The 20,479-nt window shown below is 49.3% G+C and carries 18 protein-coding genes; 5 read left to right on the plus strand and 13 right to left on the minus strand.

Annotation, left to right across the window (positions count from 1 at the left end; genetic code table 11):
* Positions 1 to 3: 3 nt before the first annotated feature.
* Positions 4 to 804 (minus strand): SDR family oxidoreductase, encoded by an 801-nt coding sequence (locus tag EL173_RS14040; RefSeq protein WP_005690776.1) that lies wholly within the window; start codon positions 802 to 804, stop codon positions 4 to 6.
* Between the two features lie 605 nt (positions 805 to 1,409).
* Positions 1,410 to 2,426 (minus strand): IS30 family transposase, encoded by a 1,017-nt coding sequence (locus EL173_RS14045; RefSeq protein WP_019728331.1) that lies wholly within the window; start codon positions 2,424 to 2,426, stop codon positions 1,410 to 1,412.
* 195 nt (positions 2,427 to 2,621) lie between these two features.
* On the opposite strand from EL173_RS14045, the gene EL173_RS14050 reads away from it, so the two are divergent.
* Both EL173_RS14050 and EL173_RS14055 read left to right on the plus strand, forming a co-directional pair.
* The gene (locus EL173_RS14050; protein WP_005687754.1) at positions 2,622 to 2,891 is read left to right on the plus strand and encodes a type II toxin-antitoxin system Phd/YefM family antitoxin; all 270 of its coding nucleotides are present in this window, start codon (positions 2,622 to 2,624) and stop codon (positions 2,889 to 2,891) included.
* Entirely contained in the window at positions 2,884 to 3,144 is a 261-nt protein-coding gene (locus EL173_RS14055; RefSeq protein ID WP_005687756.1) for a Txe/YoeB family addiction module toxin, read from the plus strand. The genes EL173_RS14050 and EL173_RS14055 overlap by 8 nt, the downstream gene beginning before the upstream one ends.
* Positions 3,145 to 3,354: 210 nt before the next feature.
* Here the strand turns inward: EL173_RS14055 and EL173_RS14060 are convergent, their stop codons facing one another.
* Positions 3,355 to 4,083: an L-ribulose-5-phosphate 4-epimerase gene (locus EL173_RS14060; protein ID WP_014571689.1), complete on the minus strand. Its 729-nt coding sequence runs from the start codon at positions 4,081 to 4,083 to the stop codon at positions 3,355 to 3,357.
* A gap of 196 nt (positions 4,084 to 4,279) precedes the next feature.
* Between EL173_RS14060 and EL173_RS14065 the strand changes: the two genes are divergently transcribed.
* A complete protein-coding gene (locus tag EL173_RS14065; protein ID WP_005690770.1) occupies positions 4,280 to 5,101 on the plus strand; it encodes a Cof-type HAD-IIB family hydrolase in 822 nt (273 codons plus the stop codon).
* Positions 5,102 to 5,167: 66 nt separating this feature from the next.
* On the opposite strand, the gene EL173_RS14070 is transcribed toward EL173_RS14065, so the two are convergent.
* From EL173_RS14070 to ulaG, 7 genes are all read right to left on the minus strand, one after another.
* A complete protein-coding gene (locus EL173_RS14070; protein WP_014571690.1) occupies positions 5,168 to 6,055 on the minus strand; it encodes an L-ribulose-5-phosphate 3-epimerase in 888 nt (295 codons plus the stop codon).
* Positions 6,056 to 6,239: 184 nt separating this feature from the next.
* Positions 6,240 to 7,019: a DeoR/GlpR family DNA-binding transcription regulator gene (locus EL173_RS14075; protein ID WP_005690765.1), complete on the minus strand. Its 780-nt coding sequence runs from the start codon at positions 7,017 to 7,019 to the stop codon at positions 6,240 to 6,242.
* Between the two features lie 67 nt (positions 7,020 to 7,086).
* Complete coding sequence (locus tag EL173_RS14080) at positions 7,087 to 7,728, minus strand: 3-keto-L-gulonate-6-phosphate decarboxylase UlaD (RefSeq protein ID WP_005690763.1); 642 nt, start codon at positions 7,726 to 7,728, stop codon at positions 7,087 to 7,089.
* 211 nt (positions 7,729 to 7,939) lie between these two features.
* Positions 7,940 to 8,233: a PTS sugar transporter subunit IIB gene (locus EL173_RS14090; protein ID WP_005690761.1), complete on the minus strand. Its 294-nt coding sequence runs from the start codon at positions 8,231 to 8,233 to the stop codon at positions 7,940 to 7,942.
* Between the two features lie 72 nt (positions 8,234 to 8,305).
* On the minus strand, positions 8,306 to 9,826 hold the full coding sequence (locus tag EL173_RS14095; protein ID WP_005690759.1) for a PTS ascorbate transporter subunit IIC: 1,521 nt from the start codon (positions 9,824 to 9,826) through the stop codon (positions 8,306 to 8,308).
* Positions 9,827 to 9,845: 19 nt separating this feature from the next.
* A complete protein-coding gene (locus EL173_RS14100; RefSeq protein WP_005690757.1) occupies positions 9,846 to 10,304 on the minus strand; it encodes a PTS sugar transporter subunit IIA in 459 nt (152 codons plus the stop codon).
* A gap of 23 nt (positions 10,305 to 10,327) precedes the next feature.
* Complete coding sequence (ulaG, locus tag EL173_RS14105; RefSeq protein ID WP_005687773.1) at positions 10,328 to 11,398, minus strand: L-ascorbate 6-phosphate lactonase; 1,071 nt, start codon at positions 11,396 to 11,398, stop codon at positions 10,328 to 10,330.
* Positions 11,399 to 12,253: 855 nt separating this feature from the next.
* Here ulaG and EL173_RS14110 point away from each other — a divergent pair.
* Complete coding sequence (locus EL173_RS14110; protein WP_005690751.1) at positions 12,254 to 16,738, plus strand: S8 family serine peptidase; 4,485 nt, start codon at positions 12,254 to 12,256, stop codon at positions 16,736 to 16,738.
* 49 nt (positions 16,739 to 16,787) lie between these two features.
* On the plus strand, positions 16,788 to 17,054 hold the full coding sequence (locus EL173_RS14115; RefSeq protein WP_005690749.1) for a hypothetical protein: 267 nt from the start codon (positions 16,788 to 16,790) through the stop codon (positions 17,052 to 17,054).
* A 200-nt stretch (positions 17,055 to 17,254) separates the two neighbouring features.
* Here the strand turns inward: EL173_RS14115 and EL173_RS14120 are convergent, their stop codons facing one another.
* From EL173_RS14120 to EL173_RS14130, 3 genes are read right to left on the minus strand one after another with little or no spacing between them, the layout of a single operon-like run.
* Positions 17,255 to 18,151 (minus strand): ROK family protein, encoded by an 897-nt coding sequence (locus tag EL173_RS14120; RefSeq protein WP_005690748.1) that lies wholly within the window; start codon positions 18,149 to 18,151, stop codon positions 17,255 to 17,257.
* A gap of 30 nt (positions 18,152 to 18,181) precedes the next feature.
* Positions 18,182 to 19,144, minus strand: a complete 963-nt coding sequence (locus tag EL173_RS14125; RefSeq protein ID WP_019728563.1) for a glycosylasparaginase — start codon at positions 19,142 to 19,144, stop codon at positions 18,182 to 18,184.
* A complete protein-coding gene (locus EL173_RS14130; protein WP_005690744.1) occupies positions 19,141 to 20,460 on the minus strand; it encodes a Sapep family Mn(2+)-dependent dipeptidase in 1,320 nt (439 codons plus the stop codon). Before EL173_RS14130 ends, EL173_RS14125 begins: the two co-directional genes overlap by 4 nt.
* Between the last annotated feature and the right edge of the window lie 19 nt (positions 20,461 to 20,479).

Raw genomic sequence — 20,479 nt, forward strand, 5'->3', positions numbered from 1 at the left:
CGATTATCCGCGCGACTTGCCTCCTGCCACATTTGTTGTAACGCCTGTGATATAACTTGCTCGATTCGATAAGAAGTAGTTCACCAAATCCGCTACTTCACTGAGTTTCCCACTGCGACCCAATGGCGTAGTCGAAGTCGAACGATAACCGGCGCGAATGGCTTCAACGGTGGTATCACGCGTGTACGCCAAGGCTTCTTCATAGCTTGGTGTTCGCAAGCCGGTTGCTTCCATAATTCCCGGGGCAACCCCGACCACGCGAATGTTGTATTTACCCAGCTCTTTGGCCCATGAACGCGTAAACCCGTTAATCGCGCCTTTACTTGCCGAATAAACACTTTGACCAACAGAGCCTTCCAAACCGGCTTCAGAAGACATATTGACCACGACACCGTGGCCTTGCTTCACCATTCGCCGCACCACTGCCTGAGAAACCAAGAACACGCTTTTGACATTAACACTGAAAATCTGTTCAAACGTTGGCACGTTCAGTTCATACTTGCCATGTGGGTCTTTGGGGTCAACCAAAATCCGCGGTTTATTGATACCCGCATTGTTGACAACGCCCCAGATTTCACCGTTTATTTTTTCGGCTGTAACAGCTAGATTTTCAACCGCTTCCGGATCCGTGACATCGGTATGAACATAAGTCAGCTTCGGATCTTTCAAGTCGCCTTCCTTCAGATCGCCGTTAACTACATTGGCACCGTTATGAATAAGTTCTTTAACAATCGCGGCCCCAATTCCTGATGAACCACCTGTTACAACAATCGTCTTACCATCTAAGCCTAACCAATCTGACATATGCTATCGCTCCTTTTCATCTTTCGTTTTTATGGTAGCGTTTTCTTCGACTAGGCTTAATCCAGTGATTTTCCATCAACCCTGAAAATTCGTGAACCATGTCGTTTAGTTTCAGGATTATAAAAAAGCAGATGGATCTTTCGTAACTTACGAAAGATCCATCTGCCGTTATTTTTTGGTGATAGTTATGGTTTAAGCAATGGAGCAACTTGAAACCAACACCAGCCGCGTCGTTAGTGTAAAGTTTCTCTCGGAGCATGTGGGTGTCAAACACGAGCACATTAGTTTACACGATTCCCGTAGCAGTGCAAAGCGGCACCTTGTTCGAATATCAGGATAGAAAGCAAGAGCTGGCGGAGCGGTGGCGGGCTCAGTGGTGAAATTGGTCTTAAGCGGAGTGGGCTTCTCCGCTTTAGACCAAGGCCGAGCTTCGAAACCGCGGTCTTTGCGGGTTCGAAGTCGTGCCCACCACGTTCCAGCCCAGCCACCGCGGAGCCAGCTCGGAGCATCGGAAATCACTTAATTAGAGTAGAACCGAGAAAAAGTCCTCAATTTTCAAGTCAAGTGCAACGATGATAACGAATTCTTGATAGTGGTCTAGGCTGTTACGCCATGCATCGGTAGTAATCGCATGGGCGAAGATAGTTCAGAATACGTCTGGGACGATGGTTCAGTGCGGATTGGACTGCTTGAATTTCAACCAGGGTAACTGCTCTGAGAGACTTCCCTTTCGGGAAGAATTCCCTAAGCAGTCCATTGGCGTTCTCGTTTGTGCCACGCTCCCAAGGCGAGTACGGATGTGCGAAGTAAATCTGGGTTCCAACAATCTCTGATAACTTGGCAAACTCGGAACCATTGTCAAAAGTGATACTCTCAAATTCCTTGGCCCCGTAGTCGTCGATCGTGTCCTGCAAGGCTTTAAGGCAGGTGCCCGCATGATAGTCAGGAATCTTGACGATGATCTCAGTCCGGCTGTACCGTTCTGTGAGCGTCATTAATGCTGGCTCATCAGCTAAGCGAATACCTTTGACCAAGTCGCCTTCCCAATGTCCCACGCCTGTGCGGTCATTCACGGCCGCAGGACGCAACTCGATTGAGTCGCCGTATATCTTCTTATTCTTGCGCTTGTGGGCGTTCTTATAGCCTTTGATGCGGCGTCGGAGCTTCTTGGGAAGTGTCATGTTGTCTAGCTCAAGCAGCCCGGCGTCGATGTAGCGATACACAGTTGTCGTTGAAGGGCAAGCCTTGCCCTGGTCGCGATAGAAGTGTACGAAGCTATCAACGCTGTGTACGCGCGGCTTACGAGTAAGCTCCCTGGCGAGAGCCTTGAAGAACGCACGGCCGGTCTTAAGAAAGGCGTAGTGACCGGTTCTATCGCGTTTACGGTCGTGCATGGCTTGGGCAGTTTCCGCAAGATAGACTTGATGCGAGTGACGCTTCGAGTCGAGCTGAGTTACAGATCCACGCGTGATTTCTCGTGAGATTGTCGCTTTACTGCGATGAAGCTTCTGTGCAATCACGGTCGCGGTGTCACCAGCAGCCTGAAGGGCCTGAATTGTAGCACGGTCGCTAAAACTGAGTTGTTGGTAATGCTTGTGGGTGTTAGTCTGAGAGTGGGTCATGAAGATTCCTGCTTTCTTGTTTAGCTAGCACTAACAAGAATAGGTCTTCATGGCCTTTATGGTCTAGTCGTCAGGGTGTTGCACTTGAATTGTAAACTGGGGAACCGAGAAAAAGTTGACACTTGCCGCCGCGTCCCAATCGTTGCTCATACGTACAATATGTTGTACAATATTTTCGAAAGGTAAGGTGCCGTTATGGAAGCAACGAATTATAGTGATTTCCGCCGCAACCTTAAGCATTATATGAGTCAAGTCAACGAAGACGCCGAACCGCTACTGGTTACCGCTAAAGATGATGATGACAATGTGGTGGTTATGAGCAAGCACGATTTTGACGCCATCGAAGAAACCCTGTATTTACTCAGCAATCCCAAGCTGATGGCCAAAATCAAACGTGGTGATGCCCAAATTGCCGCTGGAAAGGCTAAACAGCACGAGTTGTTAACGGACTTCGATCATGATTAAAACCTGGACCGATGATGCTTGGGCGGACTACATGTATTGGCATGATCAAAACGACAAGCGGACAATCAAACGAATTAATCAACTCATTCAAGCCATTGACCGTGACCCTTATAAAGGCATCGGAAAACCTGAGCCACTTAGATATGCGCTAACCGGAAAATGGTCACGTCGGATTGATCAGGAAAATCGCATCATCTACAGCATTGAAAAGAACCACATTAATATTTTCGCCTGCCGCACTCACTACAGTTAACAATCATATTGAAGTTTGCGGCTCATTCACAATCTTTGAGTGCCAACCATCGTTATTTCGGTCCACCATCCAATATCTCTGATTCATAGCCAGCAAAAAATGGATTCACCACTTTTAACGGTTGCGAATCCATTTTTTGTGTCGTTCAGGGTCTACCATCTATATATTTGGTTATCAGAATAATATAACAAAATTGCCTTCACCCAACACTCACGCTTTTGTCGCATGGCTCATCGACTTTGCTCCGTCCTGACCGTAATACGCATTGGCCCCATGCTTCCGATAATAATGTTTATCCAATAAATACTGCGGCAAGTGCACATCCTGATGCGTCAAAGTCAATGCATGATAATCCATTTCGGCGATCACTTCCAAAACTTTGGCATTATAAACCGCCTTTGCAGGAGTCGCGCCCCAGCTGAATGGCCCATGCTGGCTGACTAAAACAGCGGGGACCGCGTTGTGATCAATGCCGCGATCCTTGAAAGTTTTGACGATAACCTTGCCTGTATTTTCCTCGTAAGCTTCTTCAATCTCTTGTTGGGTCAAGGCTTCCGAAATGGGCACATCACCATAAAACGTATCCGCCGCGGTGGTATTCAAATTCGGAATATCCATGTGCGCCGAAGCAAATGCAACGGCCCACGGTGAATGGGTATGGACAATTCCGCCAATGTCAGGAAAGGCATTGTACAAAACGGTGTGGGTTGGCGTGTCGCTTGAAGGATTCAACTGGCCTTCGACAACTTCGCCTTGAAGATTCACCACCACCATGTCATCAGGTGTTAAGTCCTCGTAATCGACCCCGGAAGGCTTGATGACAAACAAGCCTTGCTCGCGGTCAATTCCTGAGACGTTCCCCCAAGTAAAGGTAACCAGATCCAACTTTGGTAACTGCATATTAGCGGCATAAACTTCTTGCTTCAATTTTTCTAACATTGTTAAAACACCCCTTCTCAATTCATCAACCACGTTACTGTGATACAGCGCGGTCCGATTTAACATGTCGCTTTAGGCACCACCGTTTAAAAGTAACGATAGGTTTTCATTTGCAAAATCTATGAAAGCGGTTTTAAAGACAAAAACTCTGATATAATGGGACATAACCACGTAAAGTCGGAAAGGAAGTTTACTTATGCTCAAAGCCATTGCACTTGATATGGACAACACGTTACTGAACAGCAATAAAGAAATCAGTGTCACCAATCGCGACGTGCTTCGTTACCTGAATCGCAAAGGCATTCGCGTTATTCTTTGTTCGGGACGCCCTTTTGCCACGCTGAAGCCCTTCTTGGACGAATTGCATGTGACCAAAAATGATGATGTGTGCGTCTGCTTCAACGGCGGTTTGGTTCGCCTAGTTCGTGATCACACCGTCATTAAGGCAAACACCTTGAGCAAGGAACAGATCAAGCCGGTGTATGACCTCGTTAAGGAAAACGGGTTTAAGCTCGATATTGTTGCCGAAGATGAAGTGTATTCACTCACCGAATTTGGTAAATCAAGCTATCAGACGATGATTCCTAAGCAGATGCCGTTTATCGATACCACGTTCAGTAAAGTGCCGGCCAAGCTTCCGATTTTCAAAGTCGTGGTTGCAGGCGAGCCTGCCATGATTGATGCCGCATCAGACGCTGCCCAGTCACTCAAGCAGCTGACCGTCACGCGATCCCGGCGCACGCTGCTTGAAATCCTGCCGCCAAATGTCAATAAGATGAACGGTTTAAAAGCCGCACTCAACTTTTACCGCATCCCGCGCGAACAACTGGCCGCGTTTGGCGATGAGGAAAATGACAAAGACATGCTGGAGTATGCCGGCATCGGGGTGGCCATGGGTAACGCGATTCCTGAAATCAAACAAATTGCGGACATTACCGTGGGCTCAAATGATGATGACGGGGTTGCTAACTATTTAATCGATTACTTCCAGATCAGCCCCACTGCCATTCGCCTATAGTTAAATGAATCGTCTAAAGCCGGCAAGCAATTGGCGGCTTTTTTCGTGTGCAGGTCAGCAGGTGCTTCATGATGGGACATTGGTTTTTGCCACCGGCTCCTGAACAAAACCAGCCTGCACAAACAGCGGATCGAAAAAGTCCTTGGCCTGCTTCACTTCTTGGATTGGATCAGCGGCCTTTTCCGTCCACATCTCGATCGTAAAGGCGCCGCTGTAATCAAGGCGTTTTAGCGTTCGCAGACAACCGGCAAAGTCCACCACGCCAGCGCCAAACGGGACATCGCGGAATTGCCCTTTGCTTTTTGCCGTCACCGCTTGGGTATCCTTCAAATGAACCGAGACGATGTTTGCAATCCCCAGTTCAAGCTCGCGACCGACATTGTTTTCCGGCCAGGCTGACAAGTTGCCAAGATCCGGATACGCTTGCAACCACGGACTCGGAATCTCATCTTTAATCGTCTTAATTTTGGAAAGTGAATTCAAAAACGGATCGTCCATCGTCTCAATTGCCAGCATCACTTCTTTAGCCGCGGCATAGGCCACACCGCGCTTCAGGTTCTCGATAAAATATTCTCGTGAAGCTAAGGTTTTCGGCTCATAGTAAACGTCATAACCGGCTAGTTGAACATTGCGAACGCCCAGATCACTAGCCAAATCAATCGCCTTACATAACATCGTCAGACTTTTTTCACGGATCGCCGGGTCTGCCGAGCCTAATGGAAACCGACGATGGCCGCTTAACATCAATGTATGGATCCGCACCCCTGTTTGCCAACAAGCATCACGCACCTTCGCCCGTTTCGCTGCCGTCCAATCCAACCGGGCCAACCGTTCGACACTTTCATCAACCGATAACTCCAAAAAGTTGAAACCCAAATCCCGAACCATTTTCAACCGTTCAACCCAAGATTCGGTCCTGGGCAGTGCTTTTTCGTAAATTCCTAGTGAAATCACAAATGTTCCCTCCTTGTGAGCGCGAGCCGGCGCGGTTAGCATCAAACTGCCTATATCGCCCACTCATCCCCTATTTTTGGCAACAAAAAGCTGGCGGGCGCCTTTTGTCCATGACCGATCAACCGAATTGTTAGGCTGGATCGGCTAAGCTAAGGGCCTTCGCCAGCTTGCTGTTTCTGAATAGTTAATTAGCAACCTGCACAACATCAATTCCTTGACGGCGCAAGTCACGCACTGCTTTTTCATTGGCAAAATTATCCGTGATCAACACATCGACCGCAGCCAAATCCGCAACATGATAATTGCTGGTAACCCCGACCTTGCGATAATCAGCCACGCAAATCACTTTCTGTTTCGTCCGCCTGATCATGGTGGCATTCACCTGAGCCTCAAAAATATTCTGAGTCGTGACGCCGCCTTTTTCACTGATACCATCGCAGCCGATCAACGTGAAATCCGACTGCATCGTCTCAAGAATCTGAACCGCAACCGTCCCCACCAACGACTCTTTAGGGTAGCGAATTTCGCCACCGGTCAGGATGATTGAAGTTTCCGGATGGCGGACACATTCGGTGGCTCGGATATTATTGGTGATGATCGTCAAAGGCATCGTTGCCAATTGATTAATCGCCCGCCAGCACAGCGAACTGGAATTCACGAATAACGTACTGTTTTTGACAATATAGCTCGGGACCGCAGCCGCAATCGTATCCTTCAACAGTTCAATGCCGGAACGCGAGGCATGATTGGCGGGCGTTGCAACGTTAGCCTTTTCAACCAGCCCGTGATGCCAGTGAACCTGCCCCATTTCCGCCAAAGCTTTCAAGTCGCGGCGCAAAGTGGTAATCGAAACGTCAAACTGCCGGGCCAATTGTTCTACCACCACCGGCTCGCCTTGATCCACCGCTTTTAGGATCTTCCCCCGCCGTGCTTGAACATTCACCATCGAGTTTTTCACCATCATCACCTCATAAACCTAGACCGCCGCGCTTAGAAGCTAACGAACGCGTCATCATAAAAATCAGTTCGTCTTACTTACCCCAGATACGAATAATTTCATTCTGGAAATCTGTAGCCGCTTTGGCTGGATCAGGTGCCTGAGTGATCGCCCGGCCTGCAATGAACGTATAAACATCGACACCTGCAAATAACTTCAACGTGTCCACGCTCAAGCCACCGGTTACGGAAACCCGAAAGCCCATATCAACCAACATTTTCACCTTAGCAAGATCCTTTTCACCCCATGAGCCACCGGAAAGCAAGGCGTCGCGGCTTTGGTGATAAATTGCCTGAGTGACGCCAATGTCCAACCAGGATTGAGCATCTTCTTTGGTCCAGTTGCCATATAATTCGATCTGAATTTCTTTAACCTGCTTCTGGGCCGCCTGAATCGTTGGAATTGTTGCGGAACAGATACACGTCATCCAATCAGCACCCGCATCCGCCATGTTTTTGGCCACAGTCGATCCGGCATCGGCACATTTCGTATCGGCAATCAACACTTTATCCGGGAACAACGCCCGCAACGCACGTACCGCAATCGTTCCTTCCTGCAAGATCAAAATGGTGCCCGCTTCCACAATGTCGACAATGTTGCCAACTGCGCGAATATCGCCTAACGCACTTTCCAACGTATTGTTATCCAAAGCCACCTGTAAATTTGGTTTAGCCAAAATCGTTCCTCCTTGTCTGCCATGTTGCTATGACTGTTCTGTTAATTTGATGATTGATAAGGCGCCAGCTCACGGCCGACTCGCGCCTGTCATAACGCGCTCCCCGGCGCAGGGATCTGCATGTAAGGACCTTGGTCGCAATGGCCAAACCCGGGCCATCACGTCCAAGGCCGCTTACACTCCGATCCCTAACCGCGCCGGCTCGCGCTCACTATTTCACTAAATCCGTATCTTCACGCACTCGTTGTTCAACTTCTTTATCTCTCATCACATTCTTAACGCCAATCACCTGAACGCCTTTTTCCTTGGCATCTTTGAACATATCGACAAAGTTTGTGGTGGTGAAGACCATGTCATATTGTTTAGCCGTGCTTTTACCTTCTGCCAAGTTGGTGTGTTCAATTTGGGTAATTGGCAGATTCAACCGCTTAAAGGCTTTCTGCACACTACGCATCATCATCAGACTGGTCCCTGAACCATTTGCACACGATACTAAGATTTTCATGATATTTTTCCTCCATATTTTGCGTTAGCTTGGTCTCATTCACTTTTTACGTCGAGACCCGAGTTGAAAAGACTACTGAGCTTCTTTTTTCTTTGCGACATTTTCCTTATATTGCTCGTAATCCGTGACCATTAAGAAGTAGTTTTTCGGATCATGCCGATATTCGAGTTGGGGAATCAAGACGAGGATAAAGACAACCACCACGATGCCGGCAATGCCCAAGATCTTCATCAAGACCGTGAAGAATGGCCATACGGTATCCCAGTCGAACATGCCGAGGTAGCCGCCAAACTTCGATAACCCGATCCAGGTGGCAATGAGCGCTGCGCCAAAGACTTGGATCAGACCGCTGAAGAATGGCAGGATCATCGCCGCCTTTGCCCCGGCTCGCCGGTTAGCAAAGACCCCAAAGGCTGCATTATCAAAGAAGAGCGGGATAAAGCCGGCAATGATAATCGTTGGCGAATGGAACAGGAGCAAGGCGCCGATTGCGAGAAACTGGCCTAATGCCCCAAACAAAAACCCGATTGTGACGGCGTTGGGTTCGCCAAATGCGAAGGTCGCAGCCACGTCAATCCCCGGAACCGAACCTGGCAACAGCCGGTCGGAAATGCCGGTAAAGCTTTCCGTCAGTTCACCAACGAAGGTCCGAACCCCGAGTTGCAGAATCGTGAGGTTAACCGCAAATCCAAGCGATGTGGTCATGATATAAAACAGGAAACTGCCATTTGGCGCCAAACCAGAAGCCCCTTTTGAAGCCGTAAACACGCCGATAAAATAATCCCGGCCAAGAATCAACATAATAATGCCGAAGAAAAATAGCATCAGGATCCCGGTGGCAACCATGTTTTCATTAAAGATCTTGAGAAAGCCGGGAAGTTCGATGTCTTCCAGCCGCCGCGCCTTTTTCTTGGCCTTCACTTCATGCGCCTTAAACTTGTCTGCCAGCCACGATACGAAGGCAATCCCGAACATTTGTTGATGCGCGACCGCAAACCCGCCGCCATCGGTCAAATCCTGGGTATAACGCACGGTCATGTTCGAACCAACCGCCCAGTAAAGTCCCAAGACAACGCCCATCACGAGTAAAACTTCGATCCGGCCCATTTGCGGGAAACAAAACAGCAGAATCCAAAACGCCGTGGCTGCTTGTTGCACCTGCACATTACCTGTCGTAAACACCGCGCGCAGTTTCGTCCATTTCTGGAACCGTACCAGTAAAATATTGAAAACAAACGCAAACAATAGTAACAACATGACATCGCCAAAAGTTCGGCCAAATGTCTTGTCCAACCCTTCTGTCACGGCGTTTTGCCCGAAGTACGGGTCAATCACCGTCGCCGTTAAGTTGAACCGATCTTTTAACCCGGTCAGAATTGGTCGGAAGCTGTTGACCAAGCCGCCAGACCCAACCATTAAGATCATGTAGCCAATCACCGCTTTAAGGAAGCCGGCGATGGATTCGTATAATGGCTTACGTTCCAAGATGTACCCGAGTAAGACGATAAACCCAATCATGTAAGCAGGTTGCGTCAAAATATTTGCCGCAAAATAATCCCATACGCTCACTAAGAAATCTAGAATTTGCTGCATGATGTGCTACCTTTCCCCTTCAGCTCCCCGCGTCAACAATCGCCTTAAAATCATCAACGCTATTGACGGCCAACAATTGGTCAATCAATCCTTCCGTCATTAACAAGTCGGAAAGATCTCCAATATTTTGCAAATGCTGCTCCGGATCCTTTGCTGCTAAGGTAAAGAACAATTGCGCCTGTTTTTCCGGATCAGCCGGATCGAAAACAACTGGCGCCGGGAATTTGGCAAACCCGATCGCCGTCCCCAAAACATTTTCACTTTCTGCCATCGCATGCGGCATCGCAACGCCAGGCACAATCACGATATACGGTCCGTTTTTCTCAACATTGCCGATAATTTCATCCACATAACCCGGTAAAATGTATTGATGTTCAATCAGTTTACCGGCTGCTTGTTGCAAGGCATCTTGCCAATCTTTTGCCGGTTCGGGCCGAATATCGACCAAATCCTTGCCCAAAAAGTCTTTCAGTAACATTGTTGATCCCCACCTCACCTGTTTTATAGAAATGCCGGGAATGGCGTATCGTTTGGTACCGAGAATGTATCGTGGAAACCGCGGTCATACATGAATTCCATCCGATCCTTGTCATCCGGAAAAGTGAATTCACCGCCGACTTGCCAGATAAACGGCTTGAACTTGTATTGCAGCCGGTCTTTCCGCATTTTCCATAGCGCTTCGATTTCCTTCGGGTCAGCCATAAAGTTTGTCCAGATATCGTAATGAACCGGAATAACGACTTTTGTCTTCAGTGATTCAGCCATGCGTAAAATGTCAATTGAAGTTACTTTGTCGGTAATGCCACGGGGATTTTCGCCGTATGCCCCTAACGCAACGTCAATTTTGTTTTCGTTACCATGCTTGGCAAATAGGTTGGAGTAATGCGAATCTGCGGCGTGGTATAAATTTCCGCCCGTGGTTTCAAACAGATAGTTGACGGCAATCTTGTTCATATCTTGCGGCAGTTTACCCGCAAGCTGAACATTCGGATCGTCTTCGGTCACTAATGCGGTCCGATCAAAACTTTCAAGCACTTTGACCTTGGTTTCGCCAATTGTCACAACATCCCCCGGTTTGACAACCACCGTCTTTTCAGCCGGAACGCCCCAGCCTTGCCAAATTTCACAAACTTTTTCCGGCCCATAGAATTTTGCATCCGGGCAATTGGCATTAACTGCTGCCGCCGTGTTGATGTCGAGATGATCGCTATGAATATGACTCACAAACAATGCGTCCACATTCTTAATGGCAAATGGGTCAATCACAAATGGCTGGTTGCGCAGGTTTGGCTGCATCTGCTGTACCCCGCTCATCCGCATCATCTGGTGACCTTTGCGCATCATCCCGCTACCATGTGACCGCTTACCAGTGCCGCACCACATATCAACTAAAATGTTGGTTGCTTCTGCCGTCTTCAACCAGATGCCGGTACATCCCAGCCACCACATTGAAAAAGTCCCTGGTTTGACCTGTTTATCCGCGATTTCTTCATTCAACCAAGTACCCCATTCTGGAAAAGTGTTAAGAATCCAGTCTTCACGCGTCACGTTATTGATCGTCTTATCTGCCATGATGTTCCTCCTTAAATTCGTTTCCCGATTTCACTTTTTATGTTATGGAATATTGATTGCGCTTACAACACCGCTATATGCACCTTTTGCGGATTATATGACCTTTTATGAACTTTATATGCATCTTAGCAAAGACGATCTGCTTCTTTTTATGAATCAAATCATATTTCATATTGGATAAATACATAAAATACATGTTGAAATAACTGCCGACCTCAAAATCGATCCAGAATTCTCGTTGGAAAAATTTGCGACCATGTCTGTAAAAAACATCACAATTTAGTTAAACCTGATTTAATCTATAAACTTTATCTACGGAAATTGCCTAATCAGTACCGCCATCCTACGTGCATAAATTTATCCACTTTTACTAGTAGATTTATTAAACGCTATTTGAATTTAAATTAAACAAATTATTCGGCAAAATAGGGCGCGAACCGTTTCTGAATATTTTGACGATTCTTTAAGATTTCATTACTTTCGCCACCACCCAAAAGCGCCCAGGTTGCTAGGGAACCATCTACCGATCAAGTAAAATATGCGTCAGTTATATCAACTCATTTTCGCTTCACTATTTTGGGATACCTAACTTTTATTTACCTATCGCATTGGTTCTGATTGGCAGCAATGAAATGCAAACGAGAAAACGCTACTTTAGCCGCCACTATCAGGAAAAGTTTTCACTGACCGAAATTTTCATTTGGCGCTTGACACAGGCGGCAGGGGGTTATAAGCTTGCGGTTATTAAGAAGAAATGAGATTATTTTGTCTAAAATGTGATTTCTTTGGGTATTTTGGTGTTTTATTTTCAGATTCATTTTTTCTTAATACCATTTAAGAGGGGGACGGGCGTTTATGAACAAGAATGCGACGATCGAAGCGAAACGTCACTATAAGATGTACAAGGCCGGATCTAGATGGATGACGGCTGCCATTATCACATTTGGGACGAGTTTAGTTGTTTTAGGCGGTACTGCCACCCAGTCGGTTTCAGCTGATACCAAGACACCGACTGCAGACAAAACGACGCAACCTGTCAACCAAGCTCAGACGCAGACGGCGACATCAACGGCAAGTAGTCAAGCGACCACTGCTGATGCCAAGGATAAGACAGCTGAGACACAACCAACAACCACCACTACGACTAAGCAAGTAACCGCACAGTCGCAGGCCGCACCATCGACAGCTACCAAGGCTCAATCACAGGCAAGCACAACGAACCAGGCGCAACCGGCAGCAGCAACTAAAGTTCAAACCGGTACGCCGTCATCTGGTGCCAACACGCAACCAGCTGCTAACACCGCCACAACCAAAAGCGCAACATCCACGGCATCATCTGCTGCAACGCAATCGGCCGCACCGGCTAGCAATGCTGCAACCACGAACGCCGCCAAGACCCAATCTACGGCCGCAACCACAACCGATCCAGGACCGGCCAACCAAGACACTTTGACTAAGGGTAACGTTAAGGGTTTATGGAATGAAGGCTATCAAGGCCAGGGAATGGTTGTCGCAGTCATTGATTCAGGGGTTCAGGCTCACGACGACTTACGCCTCAGTGATGACAGCACCGCCGCCATCACCAAAGAAAAAGCCGAAGCTGCCATTTCCAAATTAGGCTATGGGTCGTACGTCAACAGTAAGATTCCATTTGCTTACGATTACGTCAATAACGACAGCGTCAACACCGGGACCACGGTGGCTGGCTCTACCCACGGCGAACACGTTGCCGGTATCATCGCGGCTAACGGTACGACCGCTGACGGCGCAACCGGCAATGAAAAAGCCACCACTTACGTAAAAGGGGTGGCGCCTGAAGCACAAATTCTTGCGATGCAGGTCATCGATGAATTCGCGGATGAAAATGCTAATGATATTTCGCGCGCAATTCGCGATGCCGTAACGCTCGGTGCCAACGCCATTCAAATGTCACTAGGCATCGGCGTTACCGAGCAGGATCTCACTGACGAAGAACAAGCAGCCGTGCAGTATGCCACTGATCACGGTGTTTTCGTCTCCATTTCTGCTGGGAACAATGCCAACGCAGGCAGCATTATCGGTTCCAAAACGTCCAATGATATCTCCACGGCTTACTCGCCAAAAAATGATTCAACCATCGGCGATCCAGGTGCAGCGGCTTCTGCAATGACGGTCGCAGCTGAAAAGAGTGCAACCGGTGACAAATCAGAAATGGACGGCTTTTCATCATGGGGGCCAATGGCGGACTACACCTTGAAACCGGATATTTCCGCGCCTGGTGATAACGTCATTTCCACGGCGATCGATCCAACGACCAATACCCAAACCTATGCCACTGAATCAGGAACTTCCATGGCTGGTCCTTACAATGCCGGCGCGGCTTTGCTTGTGATGCAAAAAATCAAAGCAACTCGGCCTGACCTGCAAGGAGCCGACCTTGTCAAAGCGGTCAAACTCGCGCTCATGAATGCCGCCGATCCAATGAAGGATATCAATTATCCTGATACTTACATCTCTCCTCGACGTCAAGGAGCTGGCCAAATCGACGTCTCCAAAGCCGGCGATCTAACCGTTAGCGCTGAAGGCAACAAAGACGCCGGTTCGGTTTCGCTAGGCAAAATTGGTCAAACCACAAGCTTCACCGTGACACTGACCAACCATGGTAAGACCGCGCAAAATTACGTTGTCGATACCAACGGCGGTCCGCTCACGCAAGTTCAAGATACCAGCAATGGCAACACCGTCCACGATAAGACCCTCATCGGTGCAACTGTGAATACGGACACAGCCAACTTCACGCTTGCTGCTGGCGAAACCAAGACTGTCACCTTTAAGCTATCCCTCGACAATACTGTCGCGGCTAACCAGCTTGTTGAAGGCTTCCTAACCTTTAAGGCCGGCGATACCTCGCAAACAATCAGCGTGCCGTACTTAGGTTACTATGGCGATCTCACCACAGAACAGGTAGTTGATGCGTCTGCCAACAGCGGCGAGTCCATTTTTAATGGCGGCTATTTGGTTGATGGCGCCAACACACCACTAGGGGTCACCGACTCAGCATCACTCAGCAGCCTTGTGAACACAGATACAACCGGCAAGTATACTTGGACGCTGGTTCCAACCTACGTCGACAACAAAAAGGTTTCATTTTCACCCAATGGCGATGGTGCCAGCGACACCGTCTATCCATATGTATTTTCCAAGCAGAACCTCAAGTCCGTTACCATCCAGATTCTAGATGCACAAGGCCATGTGGTTCGCGTGTTGGATAAGGAAAACAACACGACCAAGTCCTATCTGCAAAATGGGAATAGCTACAACTCTGACTTAGGACTGAGCACGGATATGCGTCTCGATCCAAATGCCTTCACTTGGGATGGCAAAGTTTACGACCAAGCAACCGGTAAATATGTCACTGCCCCAGACGGCAAATATACTTATCGTCTGGTGACCGAACAATACAACACCGGCGCTCAGCAAAATCAGGACTTTGATTTACCGGTCACCGTAGATACGGTTGCACCGACTTTGACAGGTCTGAGTTATCAAAACGGTCGCGTCACCGTTAACTACAACGATCAAGGTGCGGGTTTCACCAAGTTCAGTGACATCGCGTTGAAGATCGGTGGCAAAGCTTATGGCGTCAGTCTGAACAACAACGGCCAGAATAACGATGGTACCTTGAGCTTTGACCTCACCGCAGCCCAAAAAGCTGCACTTGAAAGCAGCGATGGCAGTTTAACTCTGACGCTAACCGATGTCGCCGGTAATAAAACCAGCAAAACGCTGCAGGCGGTCACCGGTACCCACCAAGCAACAACGCCAACAGCAACAACCGCCAATGTGGCACCGCAGTTCAGCTGGAAAGTTGGCGATGGCCCATACAACCACTGGCGTACAGATGGCTTCGTTCAAGCAGTATCCGATCAAACTAGCTTTACGGCCTATGCTCAAGTTCCAGCTGGCGTTGATTGGATTGTCTATGCCACCGACGCCATGACTGGTAAAGTCTTCTCCGGTAAAGTTGACACGAAGACCGGCAATGTCACCTTTAACTTAACCGCATCCGCTCCATACGGCGACTTTGTGGGTACCGTCCTCGCGCCAACAGCTGATTTTGGTACCTATGAACAAGCCGGCCGCGCTAACGGAGATGAAATGGTCGTCTTCCTGGATACAGATGGCACCGCGGGATATGGCCACTTCAGCCAGAAGGATCCTCACGTCGCGGTACCGCTGCAAGATAACGCTAAAGCCGCGGCTAATGTGAAAACAACCAGCGGCGCTCCGGTATTGGGTGGTCGTGCCTTTTCTCAAATCACCACCCACGCACAACCAACGGAAGGGCTGACGTTTGATAAATTCAACGACAATTCCTTCACCTTGGTCGGCGCCGATAAAGTAGCTGACATCTACAATGCCAAAACAGGTCAATTAACCATCACCGGTCATGTTGATCAGCCAGCCGGCAAGACGTTAACCGTCACCAGTGCAACCGAGCCTGCGAAGACGGTCACGATTGGTGCAGACGGCAAGTTCAGCTTTACCGTGCCATTCAAAGCCGCAGAACAACAAGCGATCGGCTATCGGCTGACCTCGACCGCCACTGATGGGTCCAAAAAGACTCAAACCGCGTATGGCGAGCTGCAAATTTACCTCGACACCATTTTCCCAACGCTGAATATGCCGCAAGCTGATACGTTGCAGGTTGATGACAAAGGCAATTACGAAATCACCACAACCAGCGACACCTTCACCGTTTCCGGAACCGTTAACGACAACATCAATGGCTACCGCCTCTACACAAACGGCGATAACATCGTGCACCAGAAGAATCTAGCTGGGTTCAACAACCACCTTGATCCGCTGTCAACGACTTCCAACCCATATGGTGCAGCCGCCTTCACGCAAACCTATCAATTAGCAGACGGCGACAATTACTTCACCATCACCGCGGTTGATATGGTCGGCAATAAAGTCACCAAGATCTTCCACGTGATTAAGACCAAGGCAACAACGCCAACGACACCAGAAACTCCGAAGACGCCAACGCCGACGCCAAAACCAGGCACGGGCGATCAAACTGGCACGGAAAATCCTAAAGGGCCTACCACTACTCCGAAAACGGATGAGCAAGGCAAAACCAATCCGACACCAAAATTCGTTGATTTGACAAACACCACCAAGGGCCAAGACAAAACCGGTACTACTGCTGCAACTGGCAAGAACACCAAACAAACCGCCGCAGCCAAAACCATGCCGCAAGCTGGTGAAGCGCAAAGTCCACTGGCTGTTCTTGGCCTTGCAATCCTAAGCATGCTCGGCTTGGCAGGATTCGTATCACGTAAAAAGCGCGTCTAAGCCAATCAATCTTGGTTAAGGTTGAATAGGAAAGGAAGGAGTTGAGAGTATGCAGCCCGTCACCATTACAAATCTTGATCGGCTCTTAACGGCGCTGATTCAAGCCAAACAACGCGGTGACCTGGAGCAAACCGTTATTGACTGTCTGCCAGTCGAACCCGGCGATGCCCATATTTTCGGCGTCCGGGCAGACAACGGTGAAATCAAGCCGCTCATTCGCTTCCGCTTTGATCAACCTTTGCCTGCCGATTATGCTGCCGTACTCAAGCGTCATGGGTTTCAGCTTACTGTTGAGCATTTTAAGCAAGTGCCATGAGTGAATGGCAGCGCATTGAGGCGTAGATTCGGTTGGGATGTGTTTTATCTGTAAATTAAAACAGGCATTGTACCAGTGTTTTGGGCTGGTAGGATGCCTGTTTTTTTCTTTTGAAACACGTCAGGATTAAGTGAACTGAGAAAAAATTAACCAATCTTTTGCATATGAACTAATTTTTCATAATCAATGCCTCACGCTTTTTAACGTTCCACCAGCGGCACCACCGCCCCAACTAAATTCGCATCGTTGCGATACTTAGCCGCCACAATCTCCGGAAGCTTAATCGTCCTCGCTGCAAGTGGCGTTACCTGCAGATAGGTAGCAACCCGTGCCCGGATTTCGTCGATGACACGTGATTGGACGCTAATCCCGCCGCCGATGACGATCTTTTCCAGGTCTAGAACGGTTTGTATGTTGTAGATCATCGCCGCCACGCCTTGAGTGAAGGTGGCTAGGATTGCAGCGGCGGGTGTGTCGGGCTTGAGGGCTTTAAAGACGCGTGGGCCAAGATTGTGGCCGCGAATGTGTTGGGCAGCAGCCATAGCGTTGACGGTTTTGACTGCTGAAAGTCCGGCGGCAGTTTGCGCGCGGGTGATGGGGTTGAGGCCGTTGGTAATCATAAAACTCGGCTCGCCACTGACATCATGACTGCCGGTATAGAGTGTCCCGTTTAAAAACAGTGCGGCTCCTACCCCAGTCCCCAGCACGATCATGGCGCTGTTGATGGTGCCGGCGAGCTTGCCTTGCCAATGTTCGGCTAGGGCAGCAGCATTGCCATCATTTCCGATCACGACCGGTATGTTTAAATGAGCAGCATCCTTAAGTCGCGCAGCCAGTGGCATTGTTTCTAAAAACGGGAGGGCAGCACAGGTTTTGACGATGCCTTGCTGCTGATTCACAACGCCAGGCAAGGCCAACCCGACGCCAGCAATTTGTCCTTGATATCGGTGGATCAGCGCCGCCATGGCTGCCATAAATTCAGCCCGACTGTTGCGCGCAGTCGGCTGTTTATGTTTCTCCGCGAGCTCGCCTTGCTCCGATACTAACGCATATTTGGTCGAGGTGCCGCCGACGTCAATTGCCAAGTACTGCTTCATGGTAATCCTCTCTTCCACAGTGCGCGATTGCTACTTAATCGGCGCCTTGATTCGTTTTTCATACGCATCCAGCCATGCTTGGGTGACTGGCGTAATCGTGGTCGTTTGATTCGGATCGGGATTTGCCATGAGGATCACCGGTTTCTGGCTGGCAGTGGCGACGCTGAAGGTAAATTCCACATTCGTTGCGACTCCCCAATTGCCGGCGCGGTCTAAGGCGATGAGCGAAAATTCACCTGCTTTACCATAACGGCGCTTTAACTTTTCAATAAACGGATAAACCGCTTCATCGCAAGCTTCTTGCGGCGTGCGGCCTTCACCCATGCGGCGGACGATTTCGTAGGACAGACAGCCCTTCATGATATCTTCGCCTAACCCGGTTGCCGCGGCGCCCCCGATGTCACTGTCAACATAAAAACCGGATCCGGACAGTGGCGAATCACCAACTCGACCCGGGCGTTTCATAAATAAGCCTGATGTTGAGGTCGCCGCGGCCATTGATCCTGTTGGTGCCAGCGTAATAGCGCCCACCGTGTCATGGCCATCGTAAGGTTTGATTTTGGCGTCAGCGAGTTCGGCCCGGCGCTTTTCCCAACGTTTTTTGGCTCGGTCTGTTAACATATTTCGCATTTCGAAGCCATTTAACTGGGCGTACTGGGTGGCACCTTGGCCGACAAGAAAGCTGTTGTAATGATCATGGCTGAGCGCGCGGGCGACCGAAACTGCATGAAGCACCTGATGAATGCCGGCAACTGCGCCTTGGGCCAAAGTGTCGCCATCCATGAAGGCCGCATCCATTTCAACTTCGCCATTTTCATTAGGCAAACCGCCATACCCGACCGATTTGTAATAAGGGTATGCTTCAACGGTTTTGATCAATGCTTCCACTGCATCCCCAGCTGTGCCGTTTGCTTGCAGCAGCTGGCTGGCTTTCTTCACGCCATCGTGGGCCATGCGCCAAGTGGCAATCACGCCCCAAGTTGTTTCGTTCATTTGTCCATCGCTCCTAACCGAATCATCGCATTCATATCAATCATCATATTTAACTTGAGATCGTGCTCATCCATCCACTCGTCCGCGTTATGCGCAATGCCTTTTTGACCGGGAAAAGAAGGCCCGAATGCCACAATGTTTGGCATTTTACGTGCATAAGTCGCCCCAGTTGTGGTGACCGGTTGACCCTCTCGCCCCGTCACCTGTTCATACGCTTGCGTCAATGCTGCCAGCCGCGGATCGTTTTTGTCATGCAGGATCCCCGGCATGCTGCGAATCACAGTTATTTGAGTGCGGGGAAAAGCGGCTGCAGTCAGCGCGCGGGTGACGTCATGCTCTTGATAAGTCACAGGATAGCGGACCGCCAAAAGCAGACTGATGACCGAGCCGACTTTTTGCAGCTGATAGGGTGTCACAATCAATCGGCCACTTGCGGCATCGGCAAAATCCATCCCTAGCCCTTCGCCGTGGTGTTGGTTCGCCAGCGTTTGCACCAACCATCGGCAATAGTTGGCAAACTGTCCGCGGATCGCATGTTCGTCTAGCAATTCCTTGGCTAAGGTTGTGATCGCATTTCTACCTAACTCTGGGGCATTGCTGGGCGCGCGAATGCCGCTGGCTGTATAGTGCTTGTTGTTGATCGTTGCTTGCAGATGGTCAGGCACATGATCGCTTGCTTGGTCGCCGGTGATGGTGGCTACTTTGTCGAGAGAATCATCGGTGATGGGCGTGCGCAGGTTAAAATTCACAATGCCGCGTTCGCCGTATACAACCGGAAATTTGCAGTCTGGCGTGAAACCAAACTCAGGCGGGGCTTCCTTGGCGAGATACAAAGGGACATCCGCCGAACCGCTTTCTTCATCCGAGCCTAAAATCAACCGAATCGTCCGCTTAGGCTGAAAACCGGCATCCTTGAGCAGCTTCATCGCAAATAAACAGGCAATACTTGGACCTTTGTTATCAAGAATTCCCCGCCCGTATAAGCGGCCAGCCTTTTCCGAAAGGTCGTATGGTGGAAAATACCACACCGTTTCGCCCGCGTATACCACATCCAAGTGACCGACGATGCCGATATAATGCTGGTCATCGTCACCCCACTGAATATACGCCATTGCCGAATTAACAATCCCGGTTTTAAACCCATAAGCCTTTCCCAGTTCTACCGCAGTGGTTAAAGCCATCCGCGGACCCCGGCCAAACGGCGCATCGGCTTGTTGCGGCCCGCGAACACTTTTAATTTGCATCATGTGACGCAATGCTTGGATAAAAGTCATCCGTTGCGCCTCATATAAAGCTGCCAGCGTTTCATTTTTCATTCGCACTTACTTCCTTAAA

Origin of the sequence: Lacticaseibacillus rhamnosus, from assembly GCF_900636965.1 — a bacterium.
In the GTDB taxonomy this organism is placed as follows: domain Bacteria; phylum Bacillota; class Bacilli; order Lactobacillales; family Lactobacillaceae; genus Lacticaseibacillus; species Lacticaseibacillus rhamnosus.

Bases quoted from the DNA above. Each gene is read 5' to 3' on its own strand.
- EL173_RS14110 (WP_005690751.1), top strand. From the start codon at position 12,254: ATGAACAAGAATGCGACGATCGAAGCGAAACGTCACTATAAGATGTAC.
- EL173_RS14075 (WP_005690765.1), bottom strand. From the start codon at position 7,019: ATGATGGTGAAAAACTCGATGGTGAATGTTCAAGCACGGCGGGGGAAG.
- EL173_RS14040 (WP_005690776.1), bottom strand. From the start codon at position 804: ATGTCAGATTGGTTAGGCTTAGATGGTAAGACGATTGTTGTAACAGGT.
- EL173_RS14120 (WP_005690748.1), bottom strand. From the start codon at position 18,151: ATGAAGCAGTACTTGGCAATTGACGTCGGCGGCACCTCGACCAAATAT.
- EL173_RS14095 (WP_005690759.1), bottom strand. From the start codon at position 9,826: ATGCAGCAAATTCTAGATTTCTTAGTGAGCGTATGGGATTATTTTGCG.
- EL173_RS14045 (WP_019728331.1), bottom strand. From the start codon at position 2,426: ATGACCCACTCTCAGACTAACACCCACAAGCATTACCAACAACTCAGT.
- EL173_RS14090 (WP_005690761.1), bottom strand. From the start codon at position 8,233: ATGAAAATCTTAGTATCGTGTGCAAATGGTTCAGGGACCAGTCTGATG.
- EL173_RS14125 (WP_019728563.1), bottom strand. From the start codon at position 19,144: ATGAACGAAACAACTTGGGGCGTGATTGCCACTTGGCGCATGGCCCAC.
- EL173_RS14130 (WP_005690744.1), bottom strand. From the start codon at position 20,460: ATGAAAAATGAAACGCTGGCAGCTTTATATGAGGCGCAACGGATGACT.
- EL173_RS14115 (WP_005690749.1), top strand. From the start codon at position 16,788: ATGCAGCCCGTCACCATTACAAATCTTGATCGGCTCTTAACGGCGCTG.
- ulaG (WP_005687773.1), bottom strand. From the start codon at position 11,398: ATGGCAGATAAGACGATCAATAACGTGACGCGTGAAGACTGGATTCTT.
- EL173_RS14060 (WP_014571689.1), bottom strand. From the start codon at position 4,083: ATGTTAGAAAAATTGAAGCAAGAAGTTTATGCCGCTAATATGCAGTTA.
- EL173_RS14055 (WP_005687756.1), top strand. From the start codon at position 2,884: ATGATTAAAACCTGGACCGATGATGCTTGGGCGGACTACATGTATTGG.
- EL173_RS14100 (WP_005690757.1), bottom strand. From the start codon at position 10,304: ATGTTACTGAAAGACTTTTTGGGCAAGGATTTGGTCGATATTCGGCCC.
- EL173_RS14050 (WP_005687754.1), top strand. From the start codon at position 2,622: ATGGAAGCAACGAATTATAGTGATTTCCGCCGCAACCTTAAGCATTAT.
- EL173_RS14065 (WP_005690770.1), top strand. From the start codon at position 4,280: ATGCTCAAAGCCATTGCACTTGATATGGACAACACGTTACTGAACAGC.